Below are 26,589 nucleotides of genomic sequence, written 5' to 3'. Positions count from 1 at the left end.
AGCAACTCAGGCCCGTGGCAACGATGGCGGCGCGGAGCACGCATTTTCCAGTCTTAGTCCCGATCCCGATCGACATTTCGAACTCCCTGTTTTGCAATGATGGCAGGCGTTGTCATCGTGCCCGCAGATCCGACAAAAAGCGCTGCGCACGCGGATGCTGCGGCGAGCCGAAGAACGCGCTCGGCGACGCCGATTCCAGCAGGCGCCCGGCATCCATGAACCAGACACGATCAGCGACATCGCGTGCGAAATTCATCTCATGGGTGACGCACATCATGGTCATGCCATCGCGAGCAAGTCCCCGCATCACCGCCAGAACTTCGCCGACCATCTCCGGGTCGAGCGCGCTGGTCGGCTCATCGAACAGCATCGCCGGCGGCTCCATGGCCAGCGCTCGCGCGATCGCGACACGCTGCTGCTGGCCGCCGGACAGCTGCGCCGGATAGTTCTGCGCCTTGCTGGAAAGGCCTACCCGGTCGAGCAACTGAAGCGCGATCTCCCTTGCCTTGCTCCGTTTGATGCCGTTCACCTTCACAGGCGACAGCATCACATTGTCCAGCACGCTGAGGTGTGGAAACAGATTGAAACTCTGGAAAACGAAGCCGATACGGCTGCGCAGGTGGTTCATTGCCAAGCTGCTAATCTTCGCATGAACATTCTGTCCGTCGAAGCGCAGCACTCCGGATTGGATCTCCTCAAGCCGGTTGACGGTGCGGATGAGCGTCGACTTGCCAGAGCCCGAGGGGCCACATACCACGACCACCTCGCCCTTTTTCACCTCCGCGTTGATGTCGACGAGGGCGGGCAGCGAACCGTAGAACTTGTTGATGCCAATGAATTCAATCATCGGAGTTGCCGTACTGTTCGAGGCCTGGTTTGACATGATCATGTCCTCGATGCGGCTGCCAAAGCCGGCGCTGCAGCACCATCCATCGACCTGGCGCGCCGAACGGCAATCCGACGTTCGAGCGTGCTGGCCAGCTTAGTGAGAGTCCAGCAGACGACGAAATAGATGATGGCGAGTATGAAGTAGACTTCGAACGGCTTGGTCAGAAGCCGGTTGTTGATCTGTCCCGCCGCGAAGGTCAGCTCTGGCACGTTGATGATGTAGCCCAACGTCGTCTCTTTGATGGTGGAGACGAACTGGCTGATGATGCTCGGGATCATGTTGAACAGCGCCTGCGGCAGGATCACGTAGCGCATCGCGCCGAGGTGGCTGTGGCCGAGCGCCCGCGCCGCGTCCATCTGCCCTCGCGGCAATGCCGTGATTCCGGCTCGCACGATCTCACTGAGAAAGGCCCCCTCGTAGATGACCAAGGTGGCGAGCATGGTCACGAAGCCGGGAACGCTCTCGCCGATCAGGAGCGGCAGCAGGAAATAGACCCAGAGGATGATCAGCAGCAGCGGAACGCCGCGCACGACATAGACCAGCGCCGTCGCCGGCCAGCGCAGCACGGGCCAAGGCGATAGACGCGCGAGCGCCATCGCCACGCTGAGCGGGAATGCCAGCGCAATTCCAAGAATCGACAGGATCAGGGTCGCGGCGATCCCGCCGAGCGGGCCGTTCGGAAACTGGCCGACCAGCAGCAGCAGCCAGTTGTCGCTGACGATGCCTATCATGTTGAACAGGAGCGTCATGTCAGAGCGCTCCCGCCATGCGGCTGCGCCGCTCGAAATAATAGCCAAGCCACATCAGGAGCAGCGAGCACACGAGGTAGAAGACGGTCGCGATCAGGTAGGTCTCGAAAGCGCGGAAGCTCTGGTTTTCGACCTCCTTCACCGCATGCGTGAGCTCGGTGACGCCGATCGCCATGGCAAGACTGCTGTTCTTGAACAGCGACACCGTGTGGTTCACCAGCGCCGGCATCGCATTTCGGACCGCCTGCGGCAGCAGGATGTAAGTCATCGCGCCGAGATAGCTGTGACCCAGCGCGCGAGCGGCCTCCCACTGGCCCTTGGGCACGGCGCGCAAGCCCGACCGATGGTCTTCGCTGAAATATGCGGCCTGACACAGTCCGAGCGCGATCACCGCGAAGATTGCCTCGCCGTTCTGATCGGACAGCCAGACCTGGAGCCGCTCGGGCAGCAGGCTGGAGACACCGAAATACCAGAGCATCAGCTGCACCAGTGTCGGCACGTTGCGGTGATAGGCAACGTAGGCCTCGACCAGGGCGTCGGCGATCCGGCCCGGCAGCATTCGAATTGCAAGGAGGGTGATACCGAGGCTCATGGCGAGCAGCCAGGAGCCTGCGAAGATGATGAAGGTCATCTTCACCCCGTGGACGAGCATGCGGCTGAACTCGGGGTTCAGCAGGATCGCCATGAGGTCGAAGCCCTTCATCGCACCCTCCGCTCTAGGTGACGGCTGGAGGGCTGGCGGGGTGCTCGGGACGGACCGTCGACAGTCCGCCCGGCACCTGCAGGGTCGGTGTGATCTCGATATGGCCGATGTTTACCGCCACTGGCGCGGCAATGGCGAAAGCGATCGTGTCGGCGATGTCCTCCGGTTTGGGCAGCTCGAATCCGTCGATGAAGGCAGCGCGGGTCGCGGCGGAGTCGCCGTGGACGTGAGCGAAGATATCGGTCTCGACCCGCCCCGGGCAGATCTCGGTGATGCGAACACGCTTGCCGAAGGCATCGATCCGGAGCTGACGGGACAGCATGCTGACCGCCGCCTTGGTGGCGTGGTAGGTCGAGTTGCCGCCGAAATTATAGGCGCCGGCGATTGAAGTGATGTTCACGACGTGACCGCGGTCGCGCGCCACCATGCCGGGCACGACGAGGCGGCACAGATGCAGGACGGCCCCCAGATTCACGCCGAGCAGTAGCTCGATATCCTCGGCATCCGCCTGCAGGAATTTCTTGGGCCGGTCGACGCCGGCGCAGTTGACGAGAACGTCGAATTCGACGCTGCCGGCGAGCTTGGTAAGCGCAGGCAGATCGCGAACGTCGACGGCATGGGGAATGCAGCCGGTGCGATCTGCCAGCGCCTTCAGTGGATCGGCGCTACGCGCCAACGCGTGCACCTGCAGTCCCTCGCGCGCCAGGCGCTCGACGACGGCGAGGCCGATGCCTGACGAGGCGCCGGTGACGAGAGCCGTCCTGTAGTCGGAAAATGGCATCTGAGTCCTCGCTGTTCTCCAGAGGCTACCGACGGAGCAGTTCCGCCGCCAAGATGGAATCACTTTGGCGGGATAAGGGGCGCTTATGATGGGCCACGCCCGGGGCCGCCGGCGATCAGGTGCGACACCGGCGCGATCTCGCCACCGGCGGTCTCGATCGCCGCACGGATCGTCCGGGCGAACTCGACCGCGCCCGGGGTGTCGCCATGCAGCAGGATCGATGTGGCCTGCATCGGCAGCGCCCGGCCGGTCGCGGTGATGACGACGCCGTCGCAGAGCAGGCGCTGCACCCGTTCGAGCACGAGCGCCGGGTCGTGAATGACCGCGCCGGCCGTGCCCCGTGGCACGAGCAGTCCGTCATCGTCGTAGGCGCGATCCGCGAGGAAAGTGGTGGCGACGCGCAGGCCGCAGGCCGCCGCCGCCCCCTCGATGGCGCGGCTGGTCGACGATACGATGAGGAGCTCTCGATCGAAGGCGGCGACAGCGCGGACCAGCGGTTCGGCGAGTTTGGCGTTGGCGGCCACCATGTTGCCCAAGGCGCCGTGGAAACTCATGTGGGTCATGCGGTAACCGGCTGCGCGGACGATCCCTGCAAGCGCGCCGAGCTGATAGGTGACCATCGCCGCGAGCTCGGTAGGATCGATGTGCATCGCCCGGCGGCCGAAGCCCTGGCGATCCGGGAAGCCGACATGGGCGCCGACATCGACACCCCGCGCCTTTGCCGATTCCACGGTGCGCTGCATGATCAGCGGGTCGCCCGCGTGAAAGCCGCAGGCGATGTTGGCCGACGAGACGAGGCCGAGCAGAGCGTCGTCGTCGCCCATGGACCAGGGACCGTAGCCCTCGCCCAGATCCGCATTGAGATCGATCTTCATTCGGCGTCACTCCCGTGCGGCTGCAATCCGATCAGCGGCGCGCCGTATCCCACCGTCGCGCCATGCTCGGCGAACGTCTCGACCACCATGCCGTCCTCCGGGGCCGGGACCGGAAGCAAGAGCGGTCCGATCTGGAGAAAGGCGAGCGGCGTGCCGGCCGCAACTTCGTCGCCGACGGCGACCGATGGTTGCGAGCGCAATGGATGGCGGTCGAGGTAGAGACCCGGCACCGGTGCCCGAATGATCTGCGTGGGGGAAGAAGACAGCGCCGCCGTCGCAGCCTCGATCATTTCGACTTCGACTCGGGCGCCGTCATGCCGCAGGCGCAGCACCCCGGCTGGGCCTTTCAGCTCGAGCAGGCCGATGTCGGTCGCCGCGAGGAAGGCGCAGAGCTGGTCGACATGGTCGAGCGGGTTGGTCATCGCACCGCTCCCTGGTTGCAGTAGAGCTCGACCAATCGGCGGGCGTTGCTCAGCCAGCGCCGGGTCGCCGCCGACGCGTCCAGCGCCTCGTCCCAGCTGCACAGCACGAAACGAATCCGGCTGCCGATGGGAGCCTGGCCGAGGCGCCAGAGGTCGGCGTCGATGACGGTGCCGATCTTGGGATAGCCGCCCGATGGCTGCGCATCGCGCATCTGGATGATCGGCTGGCCGCCGTGGGGGACCTGGATCACGCCTGGGACAATGCCGTGGGAGCGCAGCTCCATGGGTCGCTGCGGCCTGAGTTCGGGGCCGGCGAGACGATAGCCGTAGCGGTCGCTCTGTGACGTAATCTTCCAAGGCTCGGACCATAGCGCCTCGTGGGAAGACGGCGTGAAGCTATCGTATTCGGCAGCCGGCAGCACCCGCACGGCGGTCAACCCGTCCACCTCCAATGGCAAGGCGAGGCCGGGCGGCGTGATGCCGAAGCCTGTCTTGGCGCGACCGGGGGGCTCGGCAATTGGCAACCGATCGCCGTCGCGCAGCGGACGGCCCTCTAACCCGCCGAAGGCGCCGCGCAGCTGGGTACTGCGTGAGCCGAGCACCGAGGGAACATCGATCCCGCCCGCGATGCACAGGTAGACGCGGCTGGCGCGCCAGGTCGCAGTTGAGGGAACGGCGAGCGAGAGGACCTGGCCGGCATCGGCGCGGTGCGCCCACCATGGTAGCACTGGCGCCTCGTCGAGCCGCGGCGCGCAATCCGCGCCGGTCACGGCGAACACCGTCGAATGGGTGAAGCGGACGCGGAACGGGAACAGCGGTATCTCGAGGGCTGCCGCATTCTCCTCGTTGCGCAGCAGGATGTTTCCAGCGGCGAGCGCCAACGGGTCCATCGCACCCGATGTCCCGACGCCGAGGTTGAGCGCGCCGGTGCGGCCGAGATCTTGCACCGTGGCGAGCGCGCCGGCCGACAGCACCTCGATCATCGCAGCACCCGGATGGTTTTGAAGCGGATGCAGTCACCGGGCTGCAGCAGCGCTGGCGGCGTGCGCTCGACATCGAAGAATGCGACCTCGGTGCTGCCGATCGTATTCCAGCCGCTCGGCCCATCGGAGGCAGAGACGCCGGTCTGACTGCCGCCGATGGAGACGGCGCCGCGTGGGATGCGCAGCACCGGCACCTTGCGCCGCGGCGTCGCGATGCGCTGGTCCATGCCACCGAGATAGCAGTACCCGGGATGGCTGCCGAGGGCGTAGACGGTGTAAGTCGGTGCGCTGTGGATCGCGACGATATCGTCGACGCTCAATCCGGTGTGGGCCACGACATCGGCCATGTGCGGGCCGCCGTCGCCGCCATAGACCACCGGCAGATCAAGGCAGCGCCCGGCGACAGGAAGCGGCTCGAGGGCGTGCCACAGCTCGATCAGTCTGTGCTCGATTTGTCCCCGGTGCCGCGGCGGCTCGGCGAAAGCGATCATGAGGTTGTTCATGCCCGGCACGGCCTCCCGAACGCCGGGCAGACGGCCCGCCTCCAGCGCCAGGGCCCAGATGCGGCACTGCGTCGTCAGCGAGGTCTCGCCCGGAGCTTCGAACAGCAGCGCGGTCGTTCCCAGCAGGCTGAGTTGTGGCAGGTCCGTCGTCATGCCTTGCCGCTCCCGCACAACTGCTGCTCGAGATGGTGAATGCTGACGCCGCCCCTGATGAACGCGGCATCCCTGACGAGCCGCCGGTGCAGCGGCAGGTTGGTCGCGATTCCTTCCACGCGCATTTCGTCGAGGGCGATGCGCAGCCGGTCCAGGGCCTCGGCGCGATTCGCGCCGTGCACGACGAGCTTGCCGATCAGCGAGTCGTAATATGGCGGCACGCGATATCCGCTGCTGGCATGGCTATCGATGCGCACGCCGGGGCCGCCGGGGAGCTCCCAGGCGGTGATCACACCGGGGGACGGCACGAACGTGTCGGGATCTTCGGCGTTGATCCGGCATTCGAAGGCATGACCGCGGCAGACGATGTCGGCTTGCGCGAACGGCAGCGCCTCGCCCTGAGCCACACGAATCTGCGCCTCGACGATATCGATCCCAGCGGTCATCTCGGTGACGGGGTGTTCGACCTGCAGGCGCGTATTCATCTCGATGAAGTAGAACGCGTCATCCTCGACGAGGAACTCGAACGTGCCGACGCCGCGGTATTCGAGCTGCCGGCAGGCCTCCGCGCAGCGCTCGCCGATCTGCGCCAGCACGTCCTGGTCCAGTCCCGGTGCCGGCGCCTCCTCCAGCACCTTCTGGTGCCGTCGCTGCAGCGAGCAATCGCGGCTGCCGAGCCAGACGGCATTGCCATGGGTATCGGCAATCACCTGGATCTCGACATGTCGCGGCCGGCGCAGGAATTTCTCGATGTAGATCGCGCTGTTGGCGAAGCCGCGCCGCGCCTCTTCCCGCGTCACGGCGATCGCATCGATGAGGCCAGCCTCGCTCTCCACCATGCGCATGCCGCGTCCACCGCCGCCGCCCGCCGCTTTCAGGATCACGGGGTAGCCGATCTGCCGCGCGGTTGCGCGCGCGAGATCGAGGTCGTCGCCGAGCGCCGCATCCGGACCGGGTACGCAGGGAACGCCGGCGGCGCGCATCGCCCGCTTGGCCGCGACCTTGTCGCCCATGACGCGCATCACCGCGGCCGTCGGGCCGATGAAGGTCAGGCCGGCAGCTTCGACCTGCTCGGCGAAGCCAGGGTTCTCGGACAGGAACCCGTAGCCCGGATGGATCGCCTCCGCTCCGCTGACCTCGGCGGCGAACAGCAACGCCGTCTGGTTGAGATAGCTCTGCGCTGCCGCGGCCGGCCCGATGCAGATGGCCTCGTCGGCATGATGCACGTAGGGCGCATCGCGATCGGCCTCCGAATGGACGACGATGGTGCGCAGCCCGAGCCGCCGGCAACCACGCTGGATGCGCAGCGCGATCTCGCCCCGGTTGGCTATGAGGACCGAGCCGAACATGTGCCTACCTGATCCGCATCAGTTCTTGCCCGGCCTCGACCTCCTGCCCGGTGGAGACGAGAATTGCGATCACGGCGCCGTCCCGATCGGCACGGACCTCGTGAAACATCTTCATGGCTTCGATGACGCACAATGTCGTGCCGGCGGTGATCGCCTGGGCCACCGTGACGAAGGGCGGCGCGTCAGGATCGGGCTGCAGATAGGCAACGCCAAACAGCGGCGCGACGACGCCATCCGCCGCGGCGTTGACCGGTGCCGGTTGCGCAGGCTCGGGACGGCTCGGGGGGCGCGCCGTGGCGGCGACCACTGGCACCGCCGGCCGCGATTCGGTCGGCTGCGGTCGGCGCACCAGCCGCAATGACATGCCGCCCTGGCTGAACTCCATCTCGGCCAGATCGGAAGCCGCCATGGCGTCAATCAGTGACTTGATACGATCGAGATCCATGCTCCGGCCGTTCGTCGAGGTCGGCGCCCGCGGCGTCGCTACCTACCGACGAACGCTACCGCTGGCGGTCTTCCCCGACCAAGACGGTTTGGCTTTGCCCATATAAGAGAGCGCTATGACGCTTTCTGCGCCCGCTCCTCGGCGACGACGAGATTGCCAGGCAGCCCAGCAACGAGCTCGAGCAGGATTTCCTTGATGGCCTGGGCCGGCTCCGATAGCGGCAAATGATCGGACTGGCACAATGCCAACGGCGCCTCGATGATCGGATCGACGATGCGGGACTGCCAGCCGCCGCAGGAGCCCGCCACCTGTCGGGCCATCGATTCCGGCAGGATCGTCGCGCCGAGCCCGTCGGCGATCACCGCCGTCAATGTGCTCGCCGATTCGATTTCCGCGACGACCTTCGGCGCCTGACCGATCGCCGCAAAGGCTTCGTTCACCATCTTGCGCACGACGTTGTAGGGACGGGCGAGATAGAGATCCATGTCGGCCAGCGCTGGCACGCTGATCTCGCCCGGCGGGGCCATCATGCTGGCGGGGCCGACCACGTAGAGCTGTTCGCGCAGCAGCGGCACGAACGAGAGGCCATGAACGGCCGTCTTGCCGCCGTAGAGCACGGCGAGATCCATCCGGCCGTTCATGACGAGCTCCGAGAGCGTCGTTCCGTAGGTCTCGTTGAGGTAGAGCAGGATGCCAGGGTGGCGGGCGCGCACGGTCCGCAGCAGCGGCAGCGCGAGTCCGGCCGCGGCCGTTCCAGGCGCAAGTCCGACGGCGACCGCACCGGAGATGCTCTTGGCCGCCGCGCTCATATCGGCGCGCGCCTGCTCGCATTGACGCAAGATGAGCTGCGCGTGGCGATACAGCACCTTGCCCGCTTCCGTGGGCACGACGCCGCTTTTGGTGCGCACCAGGAGCTGCTGGCGGACCTCGCCCTCCAAGGTCGCGAGCTGCTGGCTGAGCGCCGGCTGCGCGACATGGAGCACATCGGCGGCCTGCGTCAGGCTGCCGACGTCGACGATCTTCACGAAATACTGAAGACGCCTCAGATTCACCTTGTCCCTCGGATCGATCGGCGCAGCGGCCTTCCCGGCTGCGCGGCATTCAACGGGGCGCCGAGGAGGAATCCAACCATAAGATATGCCTATCAGGCCAGATTGAACTCGTGTTGGTCAGCGCCGGCGGCTGTCTTTAGCGTCGCACCTCTCCAGACCGGGGTCAATTGCCATGAACCGTTCTCGTATTTCCGCGCGCGTCAGACGCATCAAGCCTTCGCCCAGCACGGCGGCTGCGGATCGGGCGAGCGCGCTCAAGCGCGAGGGCAAGAGCATCGTCAGCCTTGTGGTCGGCGAGCCGGATTTCGACACGCCCGCGCATATTCGCACTGCCGCCGTCTGGGCGATGGAGAAGGGAGAGACGCGGTACACGGTGCTTGCCGGCACGCTGGAGCTGCGCCAGGCGATCGTCGCCAAGCTGAAGCGCGAAAACGGCCTCGTCTACGATCCCGCGGAGATCGTCGTCACCAACGGCGCCAAGAGCGCCATTTACAGCGCGCTCGAAGCGACCCTCGAGGCCGGCGACGAGGTGATCATCCCAGCGCCCTATTGGGTGTCCTATCCGGACATGGTGCTCGCCTGCGAAGGAATACCTAAGATCGTGGCCTGTCCGGAAAGCCAGAGCTTCAAGATCTCGCCGGCCCAGCTGGAGGCGGCGATCTCGGAGAAGACGCGCTGGCTGTTGATCAACTCGCCATCGAACCCGACCGGCGCAAGCTATTCCGCAGCGGAATATCGCGGGATTGCCGAGGTTCTCGCCCGCCATCCGCATGTGCTGGTCATGACCGACGACATCTACGAACACATCCGTTTCGACGGCGAGAGTACGCCGCATCTGCTCAACGCAGCACCCGAGCTGCGTGAGCGCGTCCTCGCCATCAACGGCGTATCCAAGACCTATGCGATGACCGGCTGGCGCATCGGCTGGATCGCCGGCCCCGCGGACCTCGTCGGCGCGCTGAATACGCTGCTGTCGCAGGCCTCGGGCAATGCCTGCTCGATCAGCCAGGCGGCGGCGGTCGCGGCGCTCACCGGCGACCAGAGCTTCGTTGGCGAGACCGTTGCGACTTATCGGGCGCGTCGCGATCGCACGCTCGCGCGTATCAACGCGATCCCCGGGCTGAGTTGCCGGCCGCCCGACGGAGCGTTTTATCTCTACGTCAATTGTGCAGGCCTGATCGGCCGGACAACGCCGGCCGGGACTCGCCTCGAGAGCGACAGTGACGTCGTGATGTACTTGTTGGAGGCGGCCGGCGTGGCCGTCGTCCAGGGCACCGCCTACGGTCTGTCGCCATTCTTCCGTGCCTCGATCGCGACATCGCAAGCGGCGCTCGACGAAGGCACGGATCGCATCGCCCGTGCAGTTGCCGAGCTGCACTAACCTGAAATTGATCGAAAGCATCCTCCATGACCAATCCCGGAATCGTCAGAAACCCCTCCGCTCCCCAGGTCGACCCGTCCACCGTCGCCAAGCTGCGGAGCATCGCGGTGGCGCTGCTGAGCGATCAACTGCACCGCAACTGCGGCAGCATCGGTCTTCGCGCCTACCATTCGCCCGCCCCCATGGCCGGCACGGCGGTGACCGTGAAGACGCGTGGCGGGGACAACCTCGCCATTCTGCGCGCCTATGATTTCTGCCGGCCCGGAGACGTCATGGTGGTCGATGCCGGCGGAGACACTACCAACGCTCTGGTCGGTGGCATCATGACCTTCGCCGCCGCTTCGCTGGGTCTCGCCGGCATGGTGCTCGATGGCGCCATTCGGGACGCGGCCGAAATCGGCGCACGAGCTTTTCCCGTTTATGCCCGCGGCGTGAACCACCGCGGCCCCTACAAGGACGGTCCAGGGGAGATCAACGTGCCGATCACGGTCGGCGGTATGGTGGTCAATCCGGGAGACGTGATCGTCGGGGACCAAGATGGACTTCTCGCCTTCCCGCCCGGTCTTGCCGCAAGCGTGATCGAGAAGGCGATGGCTCAACATCAGAAGGAGGAGGCGACGATGCAGGCCATTCGCGAGGGCCGCTGGGACCGTTCCTTTGTCGACGCGCTGGAAGCGCGCTGCGCCAATTGAGCGCGTTTCTGCCTCTGTTAAAGCTTGCTGCGGCGTCTTCACGCCAGAACAACCGCAGAGCCAGGTGAACTCTTGAGATAAGGACACCGGGCGGAGTCACGGATATGCGCTCTTGAGATCATGGCTCGCGGCGCAGCCCGGACAGCGAAATCGCAACCCCGGCCGCTACCAACCAGCCAGTTCGCAGGTACTTCCTGCAGGCTGGAAACGCCGCACCAAAACGTGAAGCGTGCCAATGTCCTGGTTACTCGGCAGCGCTCCCTACTTCACCAACGCACAGCCGCCCTCCACCATTGGCCGGAACGCCTGGTCTGCCGGGATCGTCGAAACAAGCTTGTAATAATCGTACGGATATTTCGTCTCCTCCGGCTTCTTGACCTCGAACAGGTACATCGGATGCACGACGCGGCCATCCTGACGGATCGCGGTATCGCCGAAAAGCCTATCGTGGCCTTTGAACGTCTTCATCTGCGGCACGACGTCCTTGGCGTTGTCGCTGCCAGTAGCGGCGACCGCGTTGAGGTAGGCGAGCGTGGAGGCGTAGACGCCGGCTTGATTGCCGCTCGGCATTTTGCCGTTCATGCCGGGGCGTGCCGCAAAGCGTTTGGCGAAGGCACGGGTGTCGTCGTTCATGTCCCAGTAAAAAGCCTCCATGAGTTGCAGTCCTTGAGCGACCTTCAATCCCATTCCGTGGACGTCGTTGATGAAGAGGAGGAAGGCAACGAGCTTCTGTCCGCTCTGCTGGATACCGAACTCAGCCGCCTGCTTCACCGCGTTGATGGTGTCGCCGCCTGCATTGGCAAGCCCGATCACCTGGGCTTTCGAGCCCTGCGCCTGAAGCAGGAAGGAGGCGAAGTCAGAAGTGCCGAGTGGATGCTTGGAGGAGCCGATCACCTTGCCGCCATGCGCCTCGATATATTTCTGCGCTTCCGCCTCGATGCCTTTACCGAGCGCGTAATCGACGGTGAGGAAGTACCACTCCTTGCCGCCGTGCGACATCATTGCCGCCGCCGTGGTGTTGCCGGTCGCCCAGGTGTCGTTGACCCATTGGATGGTGTTGGGCGAGCAGGCCTTGCCGGTTAGGTCGGCGCTCGCGGTGGAGGACGCCAGGAACGTCATCCGGCTGTCGCGTAGCACATTGTTGATGGAAAGGCCCACCGCCGAGTTCGGCACGTCGACGATGGCATCGACACCTTCAACATCGAGCCATTTTCGCGCAATGGCCGAGCCGACGTCCGCCTTGTTCTGATGATCGGCGTAGACGATTTCAACCTTGACGTCCTTGCCGCCGCCGGCGAAATCTTCCGCCGCCATGCGTGCGGCTTCGACCGAGCCCATGCCGTTGGTGTCTTGGAATATGCCGGAGATGTCGTTGAGCACGCCGATACGCACGACGCCATCCGAAATCTCCGCGTTCGCGGCGCCGACCCAAAAGCTTGCGGCAAGCGCAATGGTCCACCCCAGGTGCTTCATTCTTTGTCCTCCCTCACTCCCGCGAGTCGGTCGTTGCCGAAAACTGGAACCTAGACCTGCCGCTCCGGCAGACGCAGCACGAGACCGTCGAGCTCAGACGTGATCCTGATCTGGCAGGACAGCCGGCTCGTCGGCCGCCGCTCCGCGGCGGTGCCATCGAGCAGCGCGTCCTCGTCGTCGCGGACGGCCGGCAATCGCGCCAGCCAGGGCGTCGTCGACATAGACATGGCAGGTCGCGCACATGGCGTTGCCGCCGCACTCGGCGAGGATGCCGTCGAGGCCGTAGCGGGTTGCCGCCTGCATCGCACTCTCCCCGTCGCTGGCGTCGAGGTGATCGCTATTGCCGTTGGAATGAACGAAAGTAATGGCTGGCATCAAAGGTCCTCGTCAGGCCGGGGTGATGGATATCGGCAGGCTCTCTAGCCCGCGCAGCGTGTTGTTGTAGCGGCGCTCGACGGGACCGGAGATTTCGATCGATGCAACCCTTCGCGCGATCGCGGACAGCACCACCTCACCTTCGAGCCGCGCTACCAACTGGCCAACGCACATGTGAATGCCGGAGCCGAAGCCGACATGGCCCGAAGTCTTGCGGGTGATGTCGTAGCGATCGGACTCGATCCAGCGGCGCGGGTCGCGGTTCGCCGCGCCGAGGAACATCAGGACCTTCTCGCCCTCGCCGACGCGCGTGCCGCCGATCTCGACCTCGCGCGTCGTGGTGCGGAAGAAGGTCTGCACCGGGCTTTCGAAGCGAACGGCTTCCTCGAAGGCGTTGCGCGCCAGCGACGGATCGGCCCGCAGCCGCGCGAATTCCTTCGGAAAGCGTGCCAGGCAATAGAGAGCGGCTCCGATGCCATAGACTGTGGTGTCGAGGCCTGCGGACAGCAGTGAGCGCACGAGCAACGGCGCCTCATCCGACGTGATCTCGCCAGTGTCGGAGAACGCATGGATACAGGCGCCAAAGCCGCCAGGCTTAAGATTCGGTCGCTGGCACTGCTCGGCGACATAGGCCTGGTGCGGCGCCGATCGCTCGATTGCGGTCTGACGTAGCTCGTTTGGCGGGCCGAAGGCATTGAAGACGAGACCAGCATAAGGAATCAGGTGCTCGCGCCCTTCCGCCTTCAGTCCGAGCGCATCCGGAAATACAGACAACGGATAGGCCTCTGCGAGATCGGCGACCGCATCGAATTTGCGCCGCTGCAGCAGCTCGTCGATCTTGGCTTCGGCCGCCAAAGCGAAGCCGTCGCGGATCCGCTTCATGGTCGCGGGCGACAGCACCTTTGACAGCACGGCGCGGGTGCGGGTGTGCGCGGGGGGATCGGCCTCCAGGATCAGGCTCGGCGGCCGCCAGGGCTTTTCCTTCTTGAAGTCGGAAAGACCGACGCCGCGGCTGGAACAGAAGGTCTGGGGATCGTTGAGGACTGAATAGACCTCGGCATAACGCGCCACGCCGTAGACGTTCCATTTATCGAGATAGACGACAGGGCCGGCCTCTCGCAGCCTTTCATGGGTCGGATAGGGATCGTCGAAGAACGAGATCGCGAAGGGGTCGACGTCAAGGTGTGGAATGGCCATTGGACCGGCGGTCGAAGCACAGGCGCTCGGTACAGTCATTGCAGTCCTCGCAAATTTGGGCTTGTGAAGCGTTCGCGCATGTCCTTATTTCTGGAGCAGCGCATGAAGCGAGCCCCGACGTGATGCAGCCACCGACCAGCAAATCGAGACACAACACCGCGACTGAAGGCGATGCGCCGCTGCTCGATCTCGACCGCTACATCCCGGCTCTGATCACCTTCATCGCCAATAAATTGTCCAAGAGCGCGAACGCGTTCTATCAGCCCGCGTTCGGCGTCAACGTCACCGAGTGGCGCATCATTGCCCTGCTCGCAATCGAGCCAGGCATTCCGGCCGCCCGCATCTGCCACGTCATCGGCTTCGACAAGGGGCCGGTGAGCAGGACGCTCGCCGCCATGGAGAAGCGAGGCCTGATCGCGATCCGCATCGACCCGAATGACGGCCGCACCCATTCGATCTCCCTGACAGCGAAGGGGCGCACCACCCACGACAAGGTGATCGCCGTGGCGCTTGGGCGCGAGCGGCGGCTGCTGTCGTGCCTTTCCAGGGATGAGCAGGAAATACTGATCGGGCTGCTGCGCCGTTTGCATGAAAATCTCGGCGCGGTGACGGATACCGATAGCTAAGCCAGGGCGCACAGCACGATGTGCACGCAAGGCTTCGTTACCTTCACGCTTGCGCCGGCGTTTGCTGGCGATACCATCCCTGCCGAACATCGGTCCTCCCAGGAAAGGCGTAGCGGTTGTCCCGCCATCTTCCCTTGCGCGAAGGTTCGCATGAATTAGTTGCCTAGGCAACAAAAAACCTTTGCCTCCGGCTTGAACCCTCCCTTCCTTATTCGCGAACCTCTCCTGGTTCGCGGATAGGCGGCAACCGCTTATAGACCCTTTGTCGATTGCGAGGGGCCGACAATCCGCCGTCTGGCAGAGCATCCTGGCAGCGCGCGCGGCGAGATGCTCAATGTCGAGCCATCGGAAAGGATCGCTACTAACATAGAGGCCAAGTTCGAGACGGCGCTAGCGGTTTAATGTCAACCCGGGACTGCCGAGAGGATGAAGAGATAAAGTCCGTAAATGCGAGAGCGAAGGGAGCCGCCGTCATTGGGAGCTTGCTGGCTCGCGCAGCGTATCTACCGGGTCGCACCCAAGCGGCACGACCGAGGAGAGCAGCGCGCTGCTAGGGGCGGTCGAGACACCCCCGGTATCGATTCTCCGGACCATCCTTAGAAAAAAGACGCATTCAAATGGCGAAGGGTAGCTGACCTCTCGCTAGCCAGCGGCGGCGACTGTTCCATAGATGGTCAAGAGGCCAAGTCCCATCGCGATGTTTCCGATAACGAACTGCAAAGACCGGTTGACCCAAGTTAAGGTTCGGGCTGAGATGACTAAGGGAACCGCAATCAGCGACGACAGTGCGGCCATCCCCATCATCGAGCCCATACCAAATAGTAACACGTAAAGTATCCCCGCTAGATGGTTCGGCGCTTGTGAGACGGTTAAGACGAGGAGCGCGGCTGAGCCTGCCATCCCATGCATGAGCCCGACCGCCAGCGTCCGCCAGCGCGCACCATGGTCATGATCATGCGCGCGCGCCTCAGGGCGCCAAATTTCGCTCTTGTGACTAGGAGCACGAAAATCTGAGATGTGATGGTGAACATGGACACGTTCGCGCCATAAGCGCCATATGACGTTGCTTCCTAACAGAATCAACATGAAGCCGACGGCCGCCTCTAGCGGTTGCGAAACGCCCGGCGGAATTGCATATCCGAGCACCAAAGCCGCCCCGGAGAACAGGAACAAAGTGATGGTGTGTCCAATTCCCCACGTCAACCCATGCTTGACGATCTCGCCCACATCGCTGCGGCGCGCCGCAATGCTCGATACCGCCGCAATGTGATCGGCCTCGAGCGCGTGCTGCATGCCCAGCAGCAGTCCCAGCCCCAATATTCCGAACATGGCAAGATCCAATCATCAAGAGGGAAATACGGTGTCCTTCAGCAACTTGCTTTGCCGTCGTATCCAACCGTACCACTCCTCAAATCCTGCGCCGTTTCTGGCCGAGACCTGCAGAACCTCGATGGCCGGGTTGACGTCTCTGGCGTATGCCACCGCGCGATCGACATCGAAATCCACATGCGGAAGCAAGTCGAGCTTGTTCAAGATCATGAGGTCAGCCGACCGGAACATGTGAGGATATTTGATCGGCTTGTCCTCTCCCTCGGTCACTGAGAGGATGACGACCCTTGCATGTTCGCCAAGGTCGAACATCGCAGGACAAACTAGATTTCCGACATTCTCGATCATCACGATCGATTCCGGCGGTGGACGCAGCTCTGAAAGAGCGCGCGCAATCATGTCGGCCTCGAGATGGCAACCCGTGCCCGTATTGACCTGGACTGCTGGGGCGCCTGCGCGTCGAATTCGCTCCCCATCATTGGCCGTCACCTGGTCTCCTTCGATGACGAAGAGATTGACCTCGTGATGAAGGTCGCCAATGGTTCGCTCCAGCAGCGTGGTCTTGCCGGCGCCGGGCGAGCTTGCGAGGTTCAGGGCCAGGATTTCGCGACCGGCGAACCAGGCCCGGTTCCTTGCTGCCAAAACGTCGTTCTTGGCGAGGATCCGGGCTTCCAGATCGAGCACCAGGCCCGCAGCTTCGTCATGATTGGTATGCCCGTGTTCGTGGGCATGGTCATGCGAATGTCGGCGTCCATGATGTCCGTGATCATGATGGTCATGATGATGGTGATCATGGCCGTGTCCAGCGTGAGAGTGGACGTGGGCGGGATCATGGTCATGCGAATGGGCGTGAGCAACGCCATCCGCGTGGACATGGAAATGATCATGCAGGTGCTCACCGGTCTCCCCACCGCCCAGGCTCGCTTCATGTCCGGTCTGGAGATTGATCACCGTGGCACCCGCCTTGGCGCCGCAACCGCAATGTCCGCACATCAGGCAGCCTCCCCTTCGATCTCCATGCTTCTGATCTTCAATTCCTCGCCCTGAAGGCGCGTAAACTGCCGCGAGCCACAAGGGCACGGCGCAAACAGGCTCGCCTGCTCGAATTCCGAACGACACGTCGCGCACAGCGCTCGCCCGGCCACGCGCCTGATGTCGAGCGCTGTGCCGTCAAGAGGCGTCCCGCGGGCGACGGTCTCGAAGCAGAATGCGATCGCCTCTCCCATCACGCCGGAGAGATCTCCAACATCGACGGTGATGCGGCGGACCTTGCGGCCCTTGGCGGCATCGCTGACGATCGCCACGATGTTACGGGTGATGCCGAGCTCGTGCATGGGTCCTCTCAGCAGATCCGAGGCAGCTGTTCGCCGACGAGCATGTCGACCATTCGGTGTCCGCCAAAGCTCGTCCGCATCATGACGCGGCTATCCTGGTCCGAGGTGATCCGGCCGATACGGGCGGCATCCAAACCCAGTGGATCTCGCCGCATGGCAGCCAGCGCGGCTTCGGCCTGATCGGGGGGAACGATCACGACGATCTTGCCCTCATTGGCGAGATAGAGCGGATCGAGCCCAAGCACCTCGCAGAACGCCTTCACTTCCTCGCGGATCGGCGTCATGCCCTCCTCGATCTCGATGGAGACCCCCGAGCCGTCCGCGATCTCGTTCAGCACCGTCGCGACGCCGCCGCGCGTCGCGTCCCGAATGAAGCGAGTGCCCGGTGCGGCGGCGAGGATCGCGCCGATCAGCTCGTGCAGACAGGCGCAATCGCTGGCGATCGGCGTCTCGAGCGCCATGTCGCCGCGGGCGCACAGGATGGCGGCACCGTGGTCACCCAGCAGTCCGTTCACGAGGACGGCGTCGCCGGCGCGGGCCTTGTCCACGCCGAGCGCGAGCGAGGCAGGGATCGCGCCTACGCCCGTGGTCGTGATGAAGATCTTGTCGCACGCTCCCCGTGGCACGACCTTGGTGTCGCCCGTGACGATCTGCACCCCCGCTTGCGAAGCCGTTCGCGCCATGGAAAGCGCGACCTGTCGCAAGAGATCGATCTGCACGCCCTCCTCGATGATGACCGCGCAGGACAGATACATGGGCACCGCCCCGCCGACGGCGAGATCGTTCACCGTGCCGCAAACCGCGAGCTTTCCGATATCGCCGCCCGGGAAGAACAGGGGATCGACCACGAAGGAGTCGGTCGTAAAGGCGAGCCTGTCGCCATGGGCTGCGAAGACCGCCAGATCGAACCGCGCCTGATCCTCGAGCGGCTCACAGGCGTGCTCGCCGAAGGCCGTCAGAAACACGTCGTCAATCAGGTCCTTCATGGCTTTGCCGCCGCCGCCATGAGCCAGCGTCACCGAGCTGACATTGACTTTGCCGCGCGTGCGCGTCTTGACGAAGGGGACGAAATTCATACGACCTCCGCTTGGCGCTTTTGGCCGCCATACTGGTAGTAGGCAGCACAGGCTCCTTCGGAGGACACCATCAGTGCTCCGAGAGGCGTTTCCGGCGTGCATGAGGTGCCGAACACCTTGCATTGCCACGGCTTGAGTGCGCCCTTCAGCACCTCGCCGCACTGGCACGATTTCGGGTCGGCGATCCTGACGTTGGGAATCGCGAATTTGCGCTCCGCGTCGAAATGCACATAAGCATCGCGCAGGCGCACGCCGGAATGATCGATCGATCCAAGCCCGCGCCACTCGAAGAACTCGCGCAATTCGTATACTTGGGCCACCGCGCGCAGCGCCGCGTTGTTGCCCTCGCTCGGCACGACGCGGGCATACTGGTTCTCGACCTCGACCCGCCCCTCCGCGATCTGCTTCAGCAGCATCCAGATAGACTGGAGGATGTCGAGCGGCTCGAAGCCGGCGACCACCATCGGCTTGCGATAGAAATTGGCGATGAACTCGTAAGGAGCCGTGCCGATCACCATCGACACGTGGCCGGGCCCGAGGAAGCCGTCGAGCTGCAGGCCGGGACTGTCGAGGATCGCCTTGATGGTCGGAACGATCGTGATGTGGTTGCAGAACACGGAGAAGTTCCGGATCCCCTCGCTCTCCGCCTGCAGGATCGTCAATGCGGTCGACGGCATGGTGGTCTCGAAGCCGAGGCCGAAGAAAACGACCTCGCGAGCGGGATTGCGCCGAGCGAGCTGGAGCGCGTCCATCGGCGAATAGACCATGCGCACGTCGGCACCATCCGCCTTGGCCTGCAGGAGGCTCTTCCGCGAGCCGGGCACGCGCATCGCGTCTCCGAAGGTTGTGAAGATGACCTTCGGGTTCTCCGCGATCGCGACGCAATCATCGACCCGTCCCATCGGCAGGACGCAGACCGGACATCCCGGACCATGAACCAGCTCGATAGCCTTGGGCAACATGCCCTCGAGCCCATAGCGGAAGATCGAATGGGTGTGCCCGCCGCAGACCTCCATCAGGTAAAGCGGCCGGCCCTCCGGAAGTTTCATGCCGGAAACCAGCGACTCGATCTCGCCGATGAGTACGCGCGCCTTTTCGCCGTCGCGGAATTCGTCGACATATTTCATGCCACGGCTCCCTTCGTTCGCGCCGATCCCCGGTCGTCAGCCAAGAGCGTGTGAACGAGATCCCAGAGGATGTGGTAGGCGGTTACATGGCACTCCTGGGTGCGATGGATCGACGTCGTCGGGACGACCAGGCAATGGTCGACGACACCCGCGGTTTTCATCTTTCCGCCGTCGCCGCCCGCAAGCCCAATGGTCACGAGGCCCATCTCCTTCGCCTTGGCAAAGGCGGCCATCAGGTTCGACGAATTGCCGCTGGTGGAGATGCCAATGAGCGCATCGCCTTTCCGCCCCTGGGCCACGATCTGGCGGACGAAGACGTGATCGAAACCGAGGTCGTTTCCGACCGCCGAGATCATCGCCAGATCGGCGACGAGGTTGGTTGCGGCCAGTGCGGGCCTGCCCGCCGTGATCGGGTGGACGAACTCCACGGCGACATGCGAGGCGTCGCAGCTCGAGCCGCCATTGCCCATCGAGAATAGCCGTCCGCCGTTGCGATAGACATCCGCGACCGTTTTCGCCGCGGCGATCAGCACCGCGGCGTTCTCGGCAAAGAAGCGCGCATTGGTGTCGCGCGAATCGCGTGCCTTCTCTTCGACCGAGAGCAGGAGGGCGGCATCCAGCCGCGCCGGCTCCTGCTGTCCGCCATGCAGAAACGGATAAAGTTCCTTCAGGTCGCTGTTGCCTGACATGGCGCTACCCTCCCGGCTCAGCTGCCGAACGCTTCATGGCTTCGATTTCAGCCTGTGCTTCACCCAGTTCTGTGAGAATCTTGAGCGTTTGCGCGGCTTCTTCCTCGTCGATCCGGCTCATCGCGAATCCGACATGGACGAGCACCCAGTCGCCGAGGCAGGCCGACGGCGGATGATCCTCGCTGACGATGCAGGCGATGTTGACCTGCCGCTTGACGCCGCTGACGTCGACGGTCGCAAGCTTTCTCGCTTCGTCGTCGATCCTTACGATCCGCCCGGGAATACCGAGACACATGACGGCTTTCCTTCCCTGAAGTCTTTGTTTGATTTCATCAGATGCGCAGCTCCAATGACGGCTTGGCCGAGAGCAAGTCCGCCATCGTTGGACGGAACGCGCGCATGTGACAGCACAGTGAACTGCTCGCGCTCCAGCCGGCGCACCACCTCCTCGAATAGGATGCGGTTCTGGAAGCAGCCGCCGGTGAGCGCGACGGTCGAGAAGCGTCGCTCGCCGTCCTCGGGGGAGCCGGCGAGCTTGCGTGTCATGGCGGCGATGGACTTGGCCAGCCCCTTGTGGAACCGTGCAGCCATCACCGGCGCCGGTGTCTTCAGGATCAGGTCACCCAGCACCGCATGCCACATCGCGAGCGGCTCGATATAGGGCAAACCCGTGCCGGCGAGATTGGGGATCGTCAGCGGATAGGCCAGCGCCTCGTCTTCATCGGCGAGAGTTTTCTCGTCGACCATGGCTTCCAGCCGCGCCGCCGCCTCGCCCTCATAGCTCTGCGCGTCCCGGCAGACATCGAGGGCGGCGGCCATGGCGTCGAACAAGCGCCCGCAGGATGATGCTGGCGGAGCGTTGATGCGGTTGCGCGCCATCGAATCCAGCAGCGCGCGCGGCTTTGCCGCCAAATATGAATGGAGCTCGAGCTCGGCGAAATTCATTGTCAGCTCGGCCCAGCTCATCTCCGCCATGAGATGCGCATAGAGATTGCGCCAGGGCTCGCGCACGGCCTGGACGCCGCCAAGCATCGGGATCGGCTTGAACGTACCGGCCCGCGTGTAGCCGACATAGTCGGCGAGCATGAACTCGCCGCCCCAGAACGTCGCGTCCTCGCCCCATCCGAGACCATCGAGAACGATCCCGAGGACCGGACGGCCGTCGAGCGCATATCCGTTCTCGGCAAGACAGGCCGCCACATGGGCGTGATGATGCTGCACCTCCATCAAAGGCAGCGTCCCGCCCGCCAGGTGCTCGCGCGCGAGCTTGGAGGACAGATATTCGGGGTGCATGTCGGCGATCACTGCCGTAGGCTCGTGCTCGAAGAGCGCGGCATAGAGCGATAGGTTCTTCCTGTAATCGTCGAATGTCGCGACATCCTCCAGGTCGCCCTGATGCTGGGACAGGATCGCAGCGCCGTCCTTGAGCAAACAGAACGTGGCCTTCAGCTCCCCGCCCATGGCGAGCAGATCGGGCGCTTTCGCGAACCCCCTGGGCAGGGCGATCGGCGCCGGTGCGTATCCTCTGGCGCGACGCAGGAGCCGCGGCCCGCCCGCCACCACCCGGACCACAGAATCGTCGACACGGTTGGCGATGCGCCGATCGTGGGTGAGCGCGAACGTCGCAATCCCCGCGAGGCGCTCCGTCATCTCCGTATCGCCCGTCACCTGCGGCTCGCTCGACAAATTGCCGCTGGTCATGACGACCGGCCGGTCCATCCGCCGCAGCAGCAAGACATGCAGCGGCGTCGTCGGCAGCATGAAACCGAGCGTCCGCAATCCCGGTGCAATCTCGTCAGGCAGGTGCTCCGGCCCATTCGCATGCAGGAGCACGATGGGGGCCGCCGGGCTTGTCAACGCGACCAACTCGTGTTCGGCGAGATCGCAGAACCGGCGGATAACGTCAACGTCCCTGGCCATCAGGGCAAACGGCTTGCCGTCCCGCTGTTTCAGTTTGCGCAGCCTCCTGACCGTGTCGGCCTGGGTGGCGTCACAGGCGAGCTGGTAGCCGCCGAGCCCTTTGACGGCGACGATTTCGCCCTTCTGGATCAGGCTGCACGCCGCATCCACATCGTCAAGCATGGAAAACTGCTCGAAGGTAAAGTGACGCCCGTCGAGCCTGACCAGCTTCGCCTTGGGCCCGCAGGCATGGCAGGCGATCGGTTCGGCGTGAAACCGCCGGTCGGAAGGGTCGCGGTATTCGCGGGCGCAGTCGGCGCACATTGCAAACGGCGACATCGCGGTCTTGGCGCGATCGTAGGGGATGCCGTCGACGATGCTCAGCCGCGGCCCGCAATTGGTGCAATTGGTGAAGGGGTAGCGGAAGCGGCGCGCAAAGGGATCGGTGGTTTCGCGCGCGCAATCGGCACAGAGCGCCGCGTCAGGTGAAATCTCGGTATGAGCCCCGCCATGTGCGCTCTCGACTATCGCAAAATCGTCGCGCAGCACGCCCGCATAGGCGGTGATCTCGATTGCCTCGATCTGGCTCAGCGGCGGCGGATCGCCAGCGATGCGGTCGACGAGCATGTCAATGATCGCCCGTTCTCCCTGCACGCGAACCAGAACGCCTTCTCCGTCATTCAGCACCTCGCCGCCAAGCCGCAGTTCCCGCGCGTGGCGCCAGACCGCCGGCCGGAAGCCGACGCCCTGCACACGTCCGCGAAACCGGATTTCAACGACCTCGACAGGGTTCTGCGGCGCGGCGAGGTTGAGCCTGCTCATGGTGTTTTGTCCCAGATCAGGATCCGGTTGTTGCCGGTGTCGGCGATCGCCAGAGTCCGACCGACTGCCGAAGCAGCATAAGGCCAGCACAGGCTGTCGCGACTTGCCGCGCGCCAGCGATTGTCACCTTTGTCGGCAAAGCCGTTCTGGGCCGCCAGCCCTGTGGCCGGCGCATCCATGGCGAGGTCCTGGAGATGGAAGCCAAGCAGCCGCGAATTTGCGGTATCGCAGACCACGAGCTGGCCATCCCAGATGACGAGACCATAGGGCATGCTCATCGCGCTCGAGGATGGATCGTACGAGCTGCGATTGTGATCGACGCCCGCGAAATCGTCCTGGCCCAGCACGAAATCGCACGGCGTCCCGCTGACGGTGGGGAAATGGCGCCATACCATGACGCGATTGTTGCCCGCGTCCGAGATCGCGAGTGCGCCGTCATGGCAGGCGATGCCGTGCGGCCACCGCATGCTGGTGGCACAGACGTCGCCGCCGGCATTGTCATCACGGGTGACGAAGTCTCTTTGGCCGAGGACCAGATCGGCCGGCGTGCCGTTGGCGGTCGGAATGCCGTTCCAGATCAGAACGCGGCGATTTCCGGTGTCGCAGACGATCAGCCTGCCCTGGAAGATCGCGACCCCGTAGCACCAATTCAGTGTGTCGGAGCGAGACACCGCTCTTCCGCGATTGGCTAGGCCTGAGACGAAGTCCGCCTGACCTAGAACCACATCGGCGGGCTGGTTCGAGGCGGATGGATAGCGATTCCAGATCAGGATCCGGTGATTCCATGCATCCGCCACGGCCAGGATGCCGTCTGCGGCAGCGACGCCGGTCGGGAAGTTGAGCGTGTCGGGGCCGATGTCGCGCTTGGCGTTGCGGCCCTCGCGCGAGAAGTCGGATTGACCGATCAGAATATCGGCGGGCGCTTGATCGGAGGACGGACAGCGGCTCCAGATCAGCAGCCGATGATGGCCACTGTCGCAGACGAACATGGGCCCGTTCTTGTCGAGACACACCCCACGCGGGCCGAACAACGTCTGGGCCGACGGAACGATCGATTGCACAAGTCCGTCCGGCGTGACCTCTCCACCCAGAATCACGCGGGCGCCGGCCGGCGAGAGAAACCGGCGTGGCACGTGGTTGTCGCGCATCCTAGCGCGCGGTCGGTCCAAGCGAATGGTTGCGGCTGAAGTGATCATGGCTATGCCGTTATCCTCACTTCAACCCTGGTTCCGATGATCCTGACCGCGTGCGGCTGCAGTTGCACCTCAGGCGCGGTCAGGCATTCGCCACTGGCGAGGTCGTATCTGAACCCATGATAGGGACAGGTGATGATGCCGCCCTGCACCTCGCCATCATGGATCGGAAGGCCGAGATGCGCGCAGGCATTCTCGAAACAGGAGATCGATTCCCCACTACGTGACAGGATGATCTTGCGTCCGCCCAATTCCATCGCGCGGACCAAGCCCTCCGGAAAATCCGCCCAAGCTCCCGCCGGTATCCACTGTCCTTCCGCATTCAGCGCGAAGGGGCTGATGAACCGAACGCCGCCTTCGCTCGCCGCGGCCAGCCCCTTGACCTGAATAACGTCGGTGATCTCGGGGCAGACATCCTGAAGCGCCTTCTTCACGCCGGCATGGAATGTCAGCGCCGAGGCGGGACAGCCGTCGCAGGCTCCCTTGAACCGAACCTCCACTGCCGGCGGGCGAACCGAGACGAGTTCGACATCCCCACCATGCGATTTCAGCATCGGCCGGACGCTTTCGAGTGCCTGCTCGACCCGCTCGTTGAGGGCCGCCCTCAAGAGGTTGTAGCGCCGCAGCACCGCGTAGACGAGCTCGTCCGAAGCTGCGCTCTTCATGGCGGCCAGCGCGGCGGGATCGGCCTTCAAGGCACGTATCAGGCGCCGGAACGCTTCCGCATTGAGCGCTTCGATCGCGATCTTGTAGGCGGAAACGACGCCCCGCTGCGTTTCATCCCAGGTCGCCACGACCGTTTCCAACCGCTCGATATCGCCGACAAAGCCGGCGAGATCCTCCCGAAGTGTTGGTGTCGATTCGTGAGCGTTCATGCGATCTCGCGCCGGCCGCGCTCCTCACCTATAGCGGAGGTTTCGGAAGAGATAAGGCTGCAAGCCCCCACCAATTGCTGCTGCCAGGGCTGAAGCCGCCCATATCGGCGCCCCGACCAGCGTAAGAATGATGAGCAGCATGGCTGTGACCGCCACCCCGATCGCAATTTGCCGGTAAGCCTTGGCTGGGTCTGCGAAAAGCTTTCCGCGGAAGAACAACAAGATGGAGTTCTGTGTCATTGCCCACATGTCATCTTCCTCAAGCGATGATCGAAAGAGCGATAAGGCCGACGAAAACGCCGGCAATTCCAGCCAACGGGCCGTAGAAACCACCGAGCAGCGCTGCGAGCTCATTTCCGAGCACTTTTCCGCCGACGATGAGGCCGCCGACCATTCCTCCTGCGATTGATGCAATCATCGCCAGACCGAGACTTAAGGCGAATATTGCCGGAGTAAGTGACACGCTCATTTGCAAGAACTCCTTCGATCCAGATTTGCTAGGAATGCAGGGTGGTAGGTCGATCGAGAAGCGCCGACAGCTCCATCAGCTCGCGCTCGATCTGCATGGAGGCCTCGCTGACGATCTGAGCGCGACCGGGATCTCCATGGGCCAGGAATATTTCGCGCGCCTCTCTGTAATAGACGAGGGCCATTGAGAGATTGATGCCCCTGCCGGTTTCCGAGTTCGAGGCATGACCGGGCAGATTCCACAGGCAGTTTGCCTTGTTCGAGATGGTGTTCGCGTACTCGATCGGCATCGTCTCGCGGGTGCGGACCTTAAGTGCCTCGTCATAGGCCTCAAGCGCGCGAAGATTATTCTCGAGCACGTGGCTCGAGGCGACATATTGGAGGGCATTGCCGAGGTTGTTCTGCAACATCGCGTATTCGACAGGATCATCGACGAGAGTCACGACTTTGAGCGCTTCCTCGAAGGCTTGAACAGCAAGAGCCTCTCGCATTTTGCCGCGCTGATCGGTCATCGGCATGGAGAGAAAGGCCGTCGCCAAATTGTTCTGAAGAATGGCGTACTCTTTGGGGTGGCTCGTTCGAGTGAAGGTACGAAGGGCGCGTTGATAGGCTGCTATCGCCTCAGAGATCTTTGCGCGGCCAACGGCAGCGAGGCTTTGGATGCACAGCCCGAGATTCATCTCGGCTTCCGCGGTTTCTTCAAGCGTTGCGAGTTGAGTGAGCTCTGGCATGATGGCTTCGAAGATGGACCGAGCGAGCTCGATTGACTTTGTGCCCTGCTCGGGCATCGCCTGCAGCGCCGTTGCTTTGCGCGCCAGAATACGAGATCGCAGCAAAGCCAGCTCACCGGGACAGACGGTCAGGGCTTTGTCGTAGAGTTCTATTGCGGAGTTGATCTCATCCGGCGACTTGGGCCTCGTTTGCAGCCCTATTCCGATCTCCATGAGCATCTCGGCTCGCTCGGCCGGCGTAGCCGTCTCGGCCTCCGCTGCTTGCAAGGCTGCGCGTACCTGTTCGCTCAGAAGGCCTGCCGCCAAGGTGTCCTCCCGGACCGAGCGCTTGATTTGCCGCGCGTCATTGATGCGGATCAATCTTGCAGCCAAATTTTCAGTCTGTCTACTCAATAAGC

General features: G+C 63.8%; 30 protein-coding genes and 1 pseudogene. 4 read left to right on the top strand and 27 right to left on the bottom strand.

The genetic code is table 11. From position 1 onward, the window contains the following. Positions 1–112 precede the first annotated feature (112 nt). From L6637_RS26225 to nac, 11 genes are all read right to left on the bottom strand, one after another. Positions 113–883: an amino acid ABC transporter ATP-binding protein gene (locus L6637_RS26225; RefSeq protein ID WP_373291654.1), complete on the bottom strand. Its 771-nt coding sequence runs from the start codon at positions 881–883 to the stop codon at positions 113–115. A gap of 2 nt (positions 884–885) precedes the next feature. Beyond that, a complete protein-coding gene (locus L6637_RS26220) occupies positions 886–1,638 on the bottom strand; it encodes an amino acid ABC transporter permease (RefSeq protein ID WP_128930134.1) in 753 nt (250 codons plus the stop codon). A gap of 1 nt (position 1,639) precedes the next feature. Next, positions 1,640–2,341, bottom strand: coding sequence for an amino acid ABC transporter permease (locus tag L6637_RS26215; RefSeq protein ID WP_128930133.1), 702 nt, complete (start codon positions 2,339–2,341; stop codon positions 1,640–1,642). A gap of 13 nt (positions 2,342–2,354) precedes the next feature. Next, complete coding sequence (locus L6637_RS26210; RefSeq protein ID WP_128930132.1) at positions 2,355–3,122, bottom strand: SDR family oxidoreductase; 768 nt, start codon at positions 3,120–3,122, stop codon at positions 2,355–2,357. Positions 3,123–3,205: 83 nt separating this feature from the next. Continuing rightward, the gene (locus L6637_RS26205; RefSeq protein WP_128930131.1) at positions 3,206–3,997 is read right to left on the bottom strand and encodes a LamB/YcsF family protein; all 792 of its coding nucleotides are present in this window, start codon (positions 3,995–3,997) and stop codon (positions 3,206–3,208) included. Continuing rightward, positions 3,994–4,419: an acetyl-CoA carboxylase biotin carboxyl carrier protein gene (locus tag L6637_RS26200; RefSeq protein WP_128930130.1), complete on the bottom strand. Its 426-nt coding sequence runs from the start codon at positions 4,417–4,419 to the stop codon at positions 3,994–3,996. The genes L6637_RS26205 and L6637_RS26200 overlap by 4 nt, the downstream gene beginning before the upstream one ends. Continuing rightward, entirely contained in the window at positions 4,416–5,402 is a 987-nt protein-coding gene (locus L6637_RS26195) for a 5-oxoprolinase subunit C family protein (protein WP_128930129.1), read from the bottom strand. The genes L6637_RS26200 and L6637_RS26195 overlap by 4 nt, the downstream gene beginning before the upstream one ends. Beyond that, on the bottom strand, positions 5,399–6,058 hold the full coding sequence (pxpB, locus tag L6637_RS26190) for a 5-oxoprolinase subunit PxpB (protein ID WP_128930128.1): 660 nt from the start codon (positions 6,056–6,058) through the stop codon (positions 5,399–5,401). Before pxpB ends, L6637_RS26195 begins: the two co-directional genes overlap by 4 nt. Then, positions 6,055–7,407, bottom strand: coding sequence for an acetyl-CoA carboxylase biotin carboxylase subunit (accC, locus tag L6637_RS26185; RefSeq protein ID WP_128930127.1), 1,353 nt, complete (start codon positions 7,405–7,407; stop codon positions 6,055–6,057). The genes pxpB and accC overlap by 4 nt, the downstream gene beginning before the upstream one ends. Positions 7,408–7,411: 4 nt before the next feature. Beyond that, positions 7,412–7,852: an acetyl-CoA carboxylase biotin carboxyl carrier protein gene (locus L6637_RS26180; protein WP_128930126.1), complete on the bottom strand. Its 441-nt coding sequence runs from the start codon at positions 7,850–7,852 to the stop codon at positions 7,412–7,414. Between the two features lie 113 nt (positions 7,853–7,965). Further along, entirely contained in the window at positions 7,966–8,904 is a 939-nt protein-coding gene (gene nac, locus L6637_RS26175; protein ID WP_128930125.1) for a nitrogen assimilation transcriptional regulator NAC, read from the bottom strand. 172 nt (positions 8,905–9,076) lie between these two features. Here nac and L6637_RS26170 point away from each other — a divergent pair, with 172 nt between their 5' ends. Together L6637_RS26170 and L6637_RS26165 are read left to right on the top strand one after the other, a co-directional pair. Beyond that, a complete protein-coding gene (locus tag L6637_RS26170; protein WP_128955156.1) occupies positions 9,077–10,285 on the top strand; it encodes an aspartate transaminase in 1,209 nt (402 codons plus the stop codon). Between the two features lie 26 nt (positions 10,286–10,311). After that, positions 10,312–10,977, top strand: a complete 666-nt coding sequence (locus L6637_RS26165) for an RraA family protein (protein WP_128930123.1) — start codon at positions 10,312–10,314, stop codon at positions 10,975–10,977. Positions 10,978–11,238: 261 nt separating this feature from the next. Here the strand turns inward: L6637_RS26165 and L6637_RS26160 are convergent, their stop codons facing one another. The 3 genes and pseudogenes from L6637_RS26160 to L6637_RS26150 form a co-directional block, all read right to left on the bottom strand. Continuing rightward, positions 11,239–12,450, bottom strand: coding sequence for an ABC transporter substrate-binding protein (locus L6637_RS26160; RefSeq protein ID WP_128930122.1), 1,212 nt, complete (start codon positions 12,448–12,450; stop codon positions 11,239–11,241). 50 nt (positions 12,451–12,500) lie between these two features. Then, a pseudogene (locus L6637_RS26155) lies at positions 12,501–12,825 on the bottom strand (2Fe-2S iron-sulfur cluster-binding protein). Between the two features lie 12 nt (positions 12,826–12,837). After that, positions 12,838–14,061 carry a cytochrome P450 gene (locus L6637_RS26150; RefSeq protein WP_128930121.1) on the bottom strand — a complete coding sequence of 408 codons (1,224 nt, stop codon included), beginning with the start codon at positions 14,059–14,061 and terminating at the stop codon, positions 12,838–12,840. Positions 14,062–14,144: 83 nt separating this feature from the next. Between L6637_RS26150 and L6637_RS26145 the strand changes: the two genes are divergently transcribed. After that, on the top strand, positions 14,145–14,648 hold the full coding sequence (locus L6637_RS26145) for a MarR family winged helix-turn-helix transcriptional regulator (protein ID WP_128930206.1): 504 nt from the start codon (positions 14,145–14,147) through the stop codon (positions 14,646–14,648). A 642-nt stretch (positions 14,649–15,290) separates the two neighbouring features. Here the strand turns inward: L6637_RS26145 and L6637_RS26140 are convergent. Then, positions 15,291–15,977 (bottom strand): sulfite exporter TauE/SafE family protein, encoded by a 687-nt coding sequence (locus L6637_RS26140; RefSeq protein ID WP_128930120.1) that lies wholly within the window; start codon positions 15,975–15,977, stop codon positions 15,291–15,293. A gap of 15 nt (positions 15,978–15,992) precedes the next feature. Next, a complete protein-coding gene (gene hypB, locus L6637_RS26135; RefSeq protein ID WP_308421687.1) occupies positions 15,993–16,661 on the bottom strand; it encodes a hydrogenase nickel incorporation protein HypB in 669 nt (222 codons plus the stop codon). Positions 16,662–16,679: 18 nt separating this feature from the next. Here hypB and L6637_RS42625 point away from each other — a divergent pair, with 18 nt between their 5' ends. Continuing rightward, positions 16,680–17,024, top strand: a complete 345-nt coding sequence (locus tag L6637_RS42625; protein WP_308421686.1) for a hypothetical protein — start codon at positions 16,680–16,682, stop codon at positions 17,022–17,024. Here L6637_RS42625 and L6637_RS26130 read toward each other — a convergent pair. The 11 genes from L6637_RS26130 to L6637_RS26080 form a co-directional block, all read right to left on the bottom strand. Beyond that, the gene (locus tag L6637_RS26130; protein ID WP_128930118.1) at positions 16,970–17,311 is read right to left on the bottom strand and encodes a hydrogenase maturation nickel metallochaperone HypA/HybF; all 342 of its coding nucleotides are present in this window, start codon (positions 17,309–17,311) and stop codon (positions 16,970–16,972) included. The genes L6637_RS42625 and L6637_RS26130 overlap by 55 nt on opposite strands. Before the next feature lie 8 nt (positions 17,312–17,319). Next, positions 17,320–18,387 (bottom strand): hydrogenase expression/formation protein HypE, encoded by a 1,068-nt coding sequence (hypE, locus tag L6637_RS26125; protein ID WP_128955154.1) that lies wholly within the window; start codon positions 18,385–18,387, stop codon positions 17,320–17,322. After that, positions 18,384–19,514 (bottom strand): hydrogenase formation protein HypD, encoded by a 1,131-nt coding sequence (gene hypD / locus L6637_RS26120; RefSeq protein ID WP_128930116.1) that lies wholly within the window; start codon positions 19,512–19,514, stop codon positions 18,384–18,386. The genes hypE and hypD overlap by 4 nt, the downstream gene beginning before the upstream one ends. After that, positions 19,511–20,203, bottom strand: coding sequence for a D-sedoheptulose-7-phosphate isomerase (locus tag L6637_RS26115; protein WP_128930115.1), 693 nt, complete (start codon positions 20,201–20,203; stop codon positions 19,511–19,513). The genes hypD and L6637_RS26115 overlap by 4 nt, the downstream gene beginning before the upstream one ends. 4 nt (positions 20,204–20,207) lie before the next feature. After that, complete coding sequence (locus L6637_RS26110) at positions 20,208–20,498, bottom strand: HypC/HybG/HupF family hydrogenase formation chaperone (protein WP_128930114.1); 291 nt, start codon at positions 20,496–20,498, stop codon at positions 20,208–20,210. Beyond that, on the bottom strand, positions 20,468–22,924 hold the full coding sequence (hypF, locus tag L6637_RS26105; protein ID WP_128955153.1) for a carbamoyltransferase HypF: 2,457 nt from the start codon (positions 22,922–22,924) through the stop codon (positions 20,468–20,470). The genes L6637_RS26110 and hypF overlap by 31 nt, the downstream gene beginning before the upstream one ends. Continuing rightward, positions 22,921–24,057, bottom strand: a complete 1,137-nt coding sequence (locus L6637_RS26100; protein ID WP_232995560.1) for an NHL repeat-containing protein — start codon at positions 24,055–24,057, stop codon at positions 22,921–22,923. Before L6637_RS26100 ends, hypF begins: the two co-directional genes overlap by 4 nt. A gap of 65 nt (positions 24,058–24,122) precedes the next feature. Then, positions 24,123–24,992 carry a NifU family protein gene (locus L6637_RS26095; protein ID WP_128930111.1) on the bottom strand — a complete coding sequence of 290 codons (870 nt, stop codon included), beginning with the start codon at positions 24,990–24,992 and terminating at the stop codon, positions 24,123–24,125. A 24-nt stretch (positions 24,993–25,016) separates the two neighbouring features. Then, on the bottom strand, positions 25,017–25,241 hold the full coding sequence (locus L6637_RS26090) for a hypothetical protein (protein ID WP_128930110.1): 225 nt from the start codon (positions 25,239–25,241) through the stop codon (positions 25,017–25,019). A gap of 10 nt (positions 25,242–25,251) precedes the next feature. Continuing rightward, on the bottom strand, positions 25,252–25,461 hold the full coding sequence (locus L6637_RS26085) for a hypothetical protein (RefSeq protein WP_128930109.1): 210 nt from the start codon (positions 25,459–25,461) through the stop codon (positions 25,252–25,254). A 28-nt stretch (positions 25,462–25,489) separates the two neighbouring features. Further along, positions 25,490–26,551: a tetratricopeptide repeat protein gene (locus tag L6637_RS26080; RefSeq protein WP_232995559.1), complete on the bottom strand. Its 1,062-nt coding sequence runs from the start codon at positions 26,549–26,551 to the stop codon at positions 25,490–25,492. Positions 26,552–26,589 lie beyond the last annotated feature (38 nt).

This window comes from Bradyrhizobium zhengyangense (assembly GCF_022012435.1).
Classification (GTDB): Bacteria; Pseudomonadota; Alphaproteobacteria; order Rhizobiales; family Xanthobacteraceae; genus Bradyrhizobium; species Bradyrhizobium zhengyangense.
The sequence above is the reverse complement of the archived record's forward strand: the minus strand, read 5'-3'. Positions and strand labels throughout refer to the sequence as shown.

What these genes read in the sequence shown, in the direction of transcription:
- L6637_RS26165 (WP_128930123.1), top strand. Translation starts at nt 10,312, where the DNA reads ATGACCAATCCCGGAATCGTCAGAAACCCCTCCGCTCCCCAGGTCGAC.
- L6637_RS26085 (WP_128930109.1), bottom strand. Translation starts at nt 25,461, where the DNA reads ATGAGCGTGTCACTTACTCCGGCAATATTCGCCTTAAGTCTCGGTCTG.
- L6637_RS26205 (WP_128930131.1), bottom strand. Translation starts at nt 3,997, where the DNA reads ATGAAGATCGATCTCAATGCGGATCTGGGCGAGGGCTACGGTCCCTGG.
- L6637_RS26180 (WP_128930126.1), bottom strand. Translation starts at nt 7,852, where the DNA reads ATGGATCTCGATCGTATCAAGTCACTGATTGACGCCATGGCGGCTTCC.
- L6637_RS26090 (WP_128930110.1), bottom strand. Translation starts at nt 25,241, where the DNA reads ATGTGGGCAATGACACAGAACTCCATCTTGTTGTTCTTCCGCGGAAAG.
- L6637_RS26200 (WP_128930130.1), bottom strand. Translation starts at nt 4,419, where the DNA reads ATGACCAACCCGCTCGACCATGTCGACCAGCTCTGCGCCTTCCTCGCG.
- L6637_RS26145 (WP_128930206.1), top strand. Translation starts at nt 14,145, where the DNA reads ATGCAGCCACCGACCAGCAAATCGAGACACAACACCGCGACTGAAGGC.
- pxpB (WP_128930128.1), bottom strand. Translation starts at nt 6,058, where the DNA reads ATGACGACGGACCTGCCACAACTCAGCCTGCTGGGAACGACCGCGCTG.
- hypE (WP_128955154.1), bottom strand. Translation starts at nt 18,387, where the DNA reads ATGAATTTCGTCCCCTTCGTCAAGACGCGCACGCGCGGCAAAGTCAAT.
- L6637_RS26110 (WP_128930114.1), bottom strand. Translation starts at nt 20,498, where the DNA reads ATGTGTCTCGGTATTCCCGGGCGGATCGTAAGGATCGACGACGAAGCG.
- L6637_RS26195 (WP_128930129.1), bottom strand. Translation starts at nt 5,402, where the DNA reads ATGATCGAGGTGCTGTCGGCCGGCGCGCTCGCCACGGTGCAAGATCTC.
- L6637_RS26215 (WP_128930133.1), bottom strand. Translation starts at nt 2,341, where the DNA reads ATGAAGGGCTTCGACCTCATGGCGATCCTGCTGAACCCCGAGTTCAGC.
- L6637_RS26225 (WP_373291654.1), bottom strand. Translation starts at nt 883, where the DNA reads ATGTCAAACCAGGCCTCGAACAGTACGGCAACTCCGATGATTGAATTC.
- L6637_RS26130 (WP_128930118.1), bottom strand. Translation starts at nt 17,311, where the DNA reads ATGCACGAGCTCGGCATCACCCGTAACATCGTGGCGATCGTCAGCGAT.
- L6637_RS26220 (WP_128930134.1), bottom strand. Translation starts at nt 1,638, where the DNA reads ATGACGCTCCTGTTCAACATGATAGGCATCGTCAGCGACAACTGGCTG.
- L6637_RS26210 (WP_128930132.1), bottom strand. Translation starts at nt 3,122, where the DNA reads ATGCCATTTTCCGACTACAGGACGGCTCTCGTCACCGGCGCCTCGTCA.
- L6637_RS42625 (WP_308421686.1), top strand. Translation starts at nt 16,680, where the DNA reads ATGATTGGTATGCCCGTGTTCGTGGGCATGGTCATGCGAATGTCGGCG.
- L6637_RS26095 (WP_128930111.1), bottom strand. Translation starts at nt 24,992, where the DNA reads ATGAACGCTCACGAATCGACACCAACACTTCGGGAGGATCTCGCCGGC.
- hypF (WP_128955153.1), bottom strand. Translation starts at nt 22,924, where the DNA reads ATGAGCAGGCTCAACCTCGCCGCGCCGCAGAACCCTGTCGAGGTCGTT.
- L6637_RS26140 (WP_128930120.1), bottom strand. Translation starts at nt 15,977, where the DNA reads ATGTTCGGAATATTGGGGCTGGGACTGCTGCTGGGCATGCAGCACGCG.
- accC (WP_128930127.1), bottom strand. Translation starts at nt 7,407, where the DNA reads ATGTTCGGCTCGGTCCTCATAGCCAACCGGGGCGAGATCGCGCTGCGC.
- L6637_RS26160 (WP_128930122.1), bottom strand. Translation starts at nt 12,450, where the DNA reads ATGAAGCACCTGGGGTGGACCATTGCGCTTGCCGCAAGCTTTTGGGTC.
- L6637_RS26150 (WP_128930121.1), bottom strand. Translation starts at nt 14,061, where the DNA reads ATGACTGTACCGAGCGCCTGTGCTTCGACCGCCGGTCCAATGGCCATT.
- L6637_RS26170 (WP_128955156.1), top strand. Translation starts at nt 9,077, where the DNA reads ATGAACCGTTCTCGTATTTCCGCGCGCGTCAGACGCATCAAGCCTTCG.
- hypD (WP_128930116.1), bottom strand. Translation starts at nt 19,514, where the DNA reads ATGAAATATGTCGACGAATTCCGCGACGGCGAAAAGGCGCGCGTACTC.
- L6637_RS26115 (WP_128930115.1), bottom strand. Translation starts at nt 20,203, where the DNA reads ATGTCAGGCAACAGCGACCTGAAGGAACTTTATCCGTTTCTGCATGGC.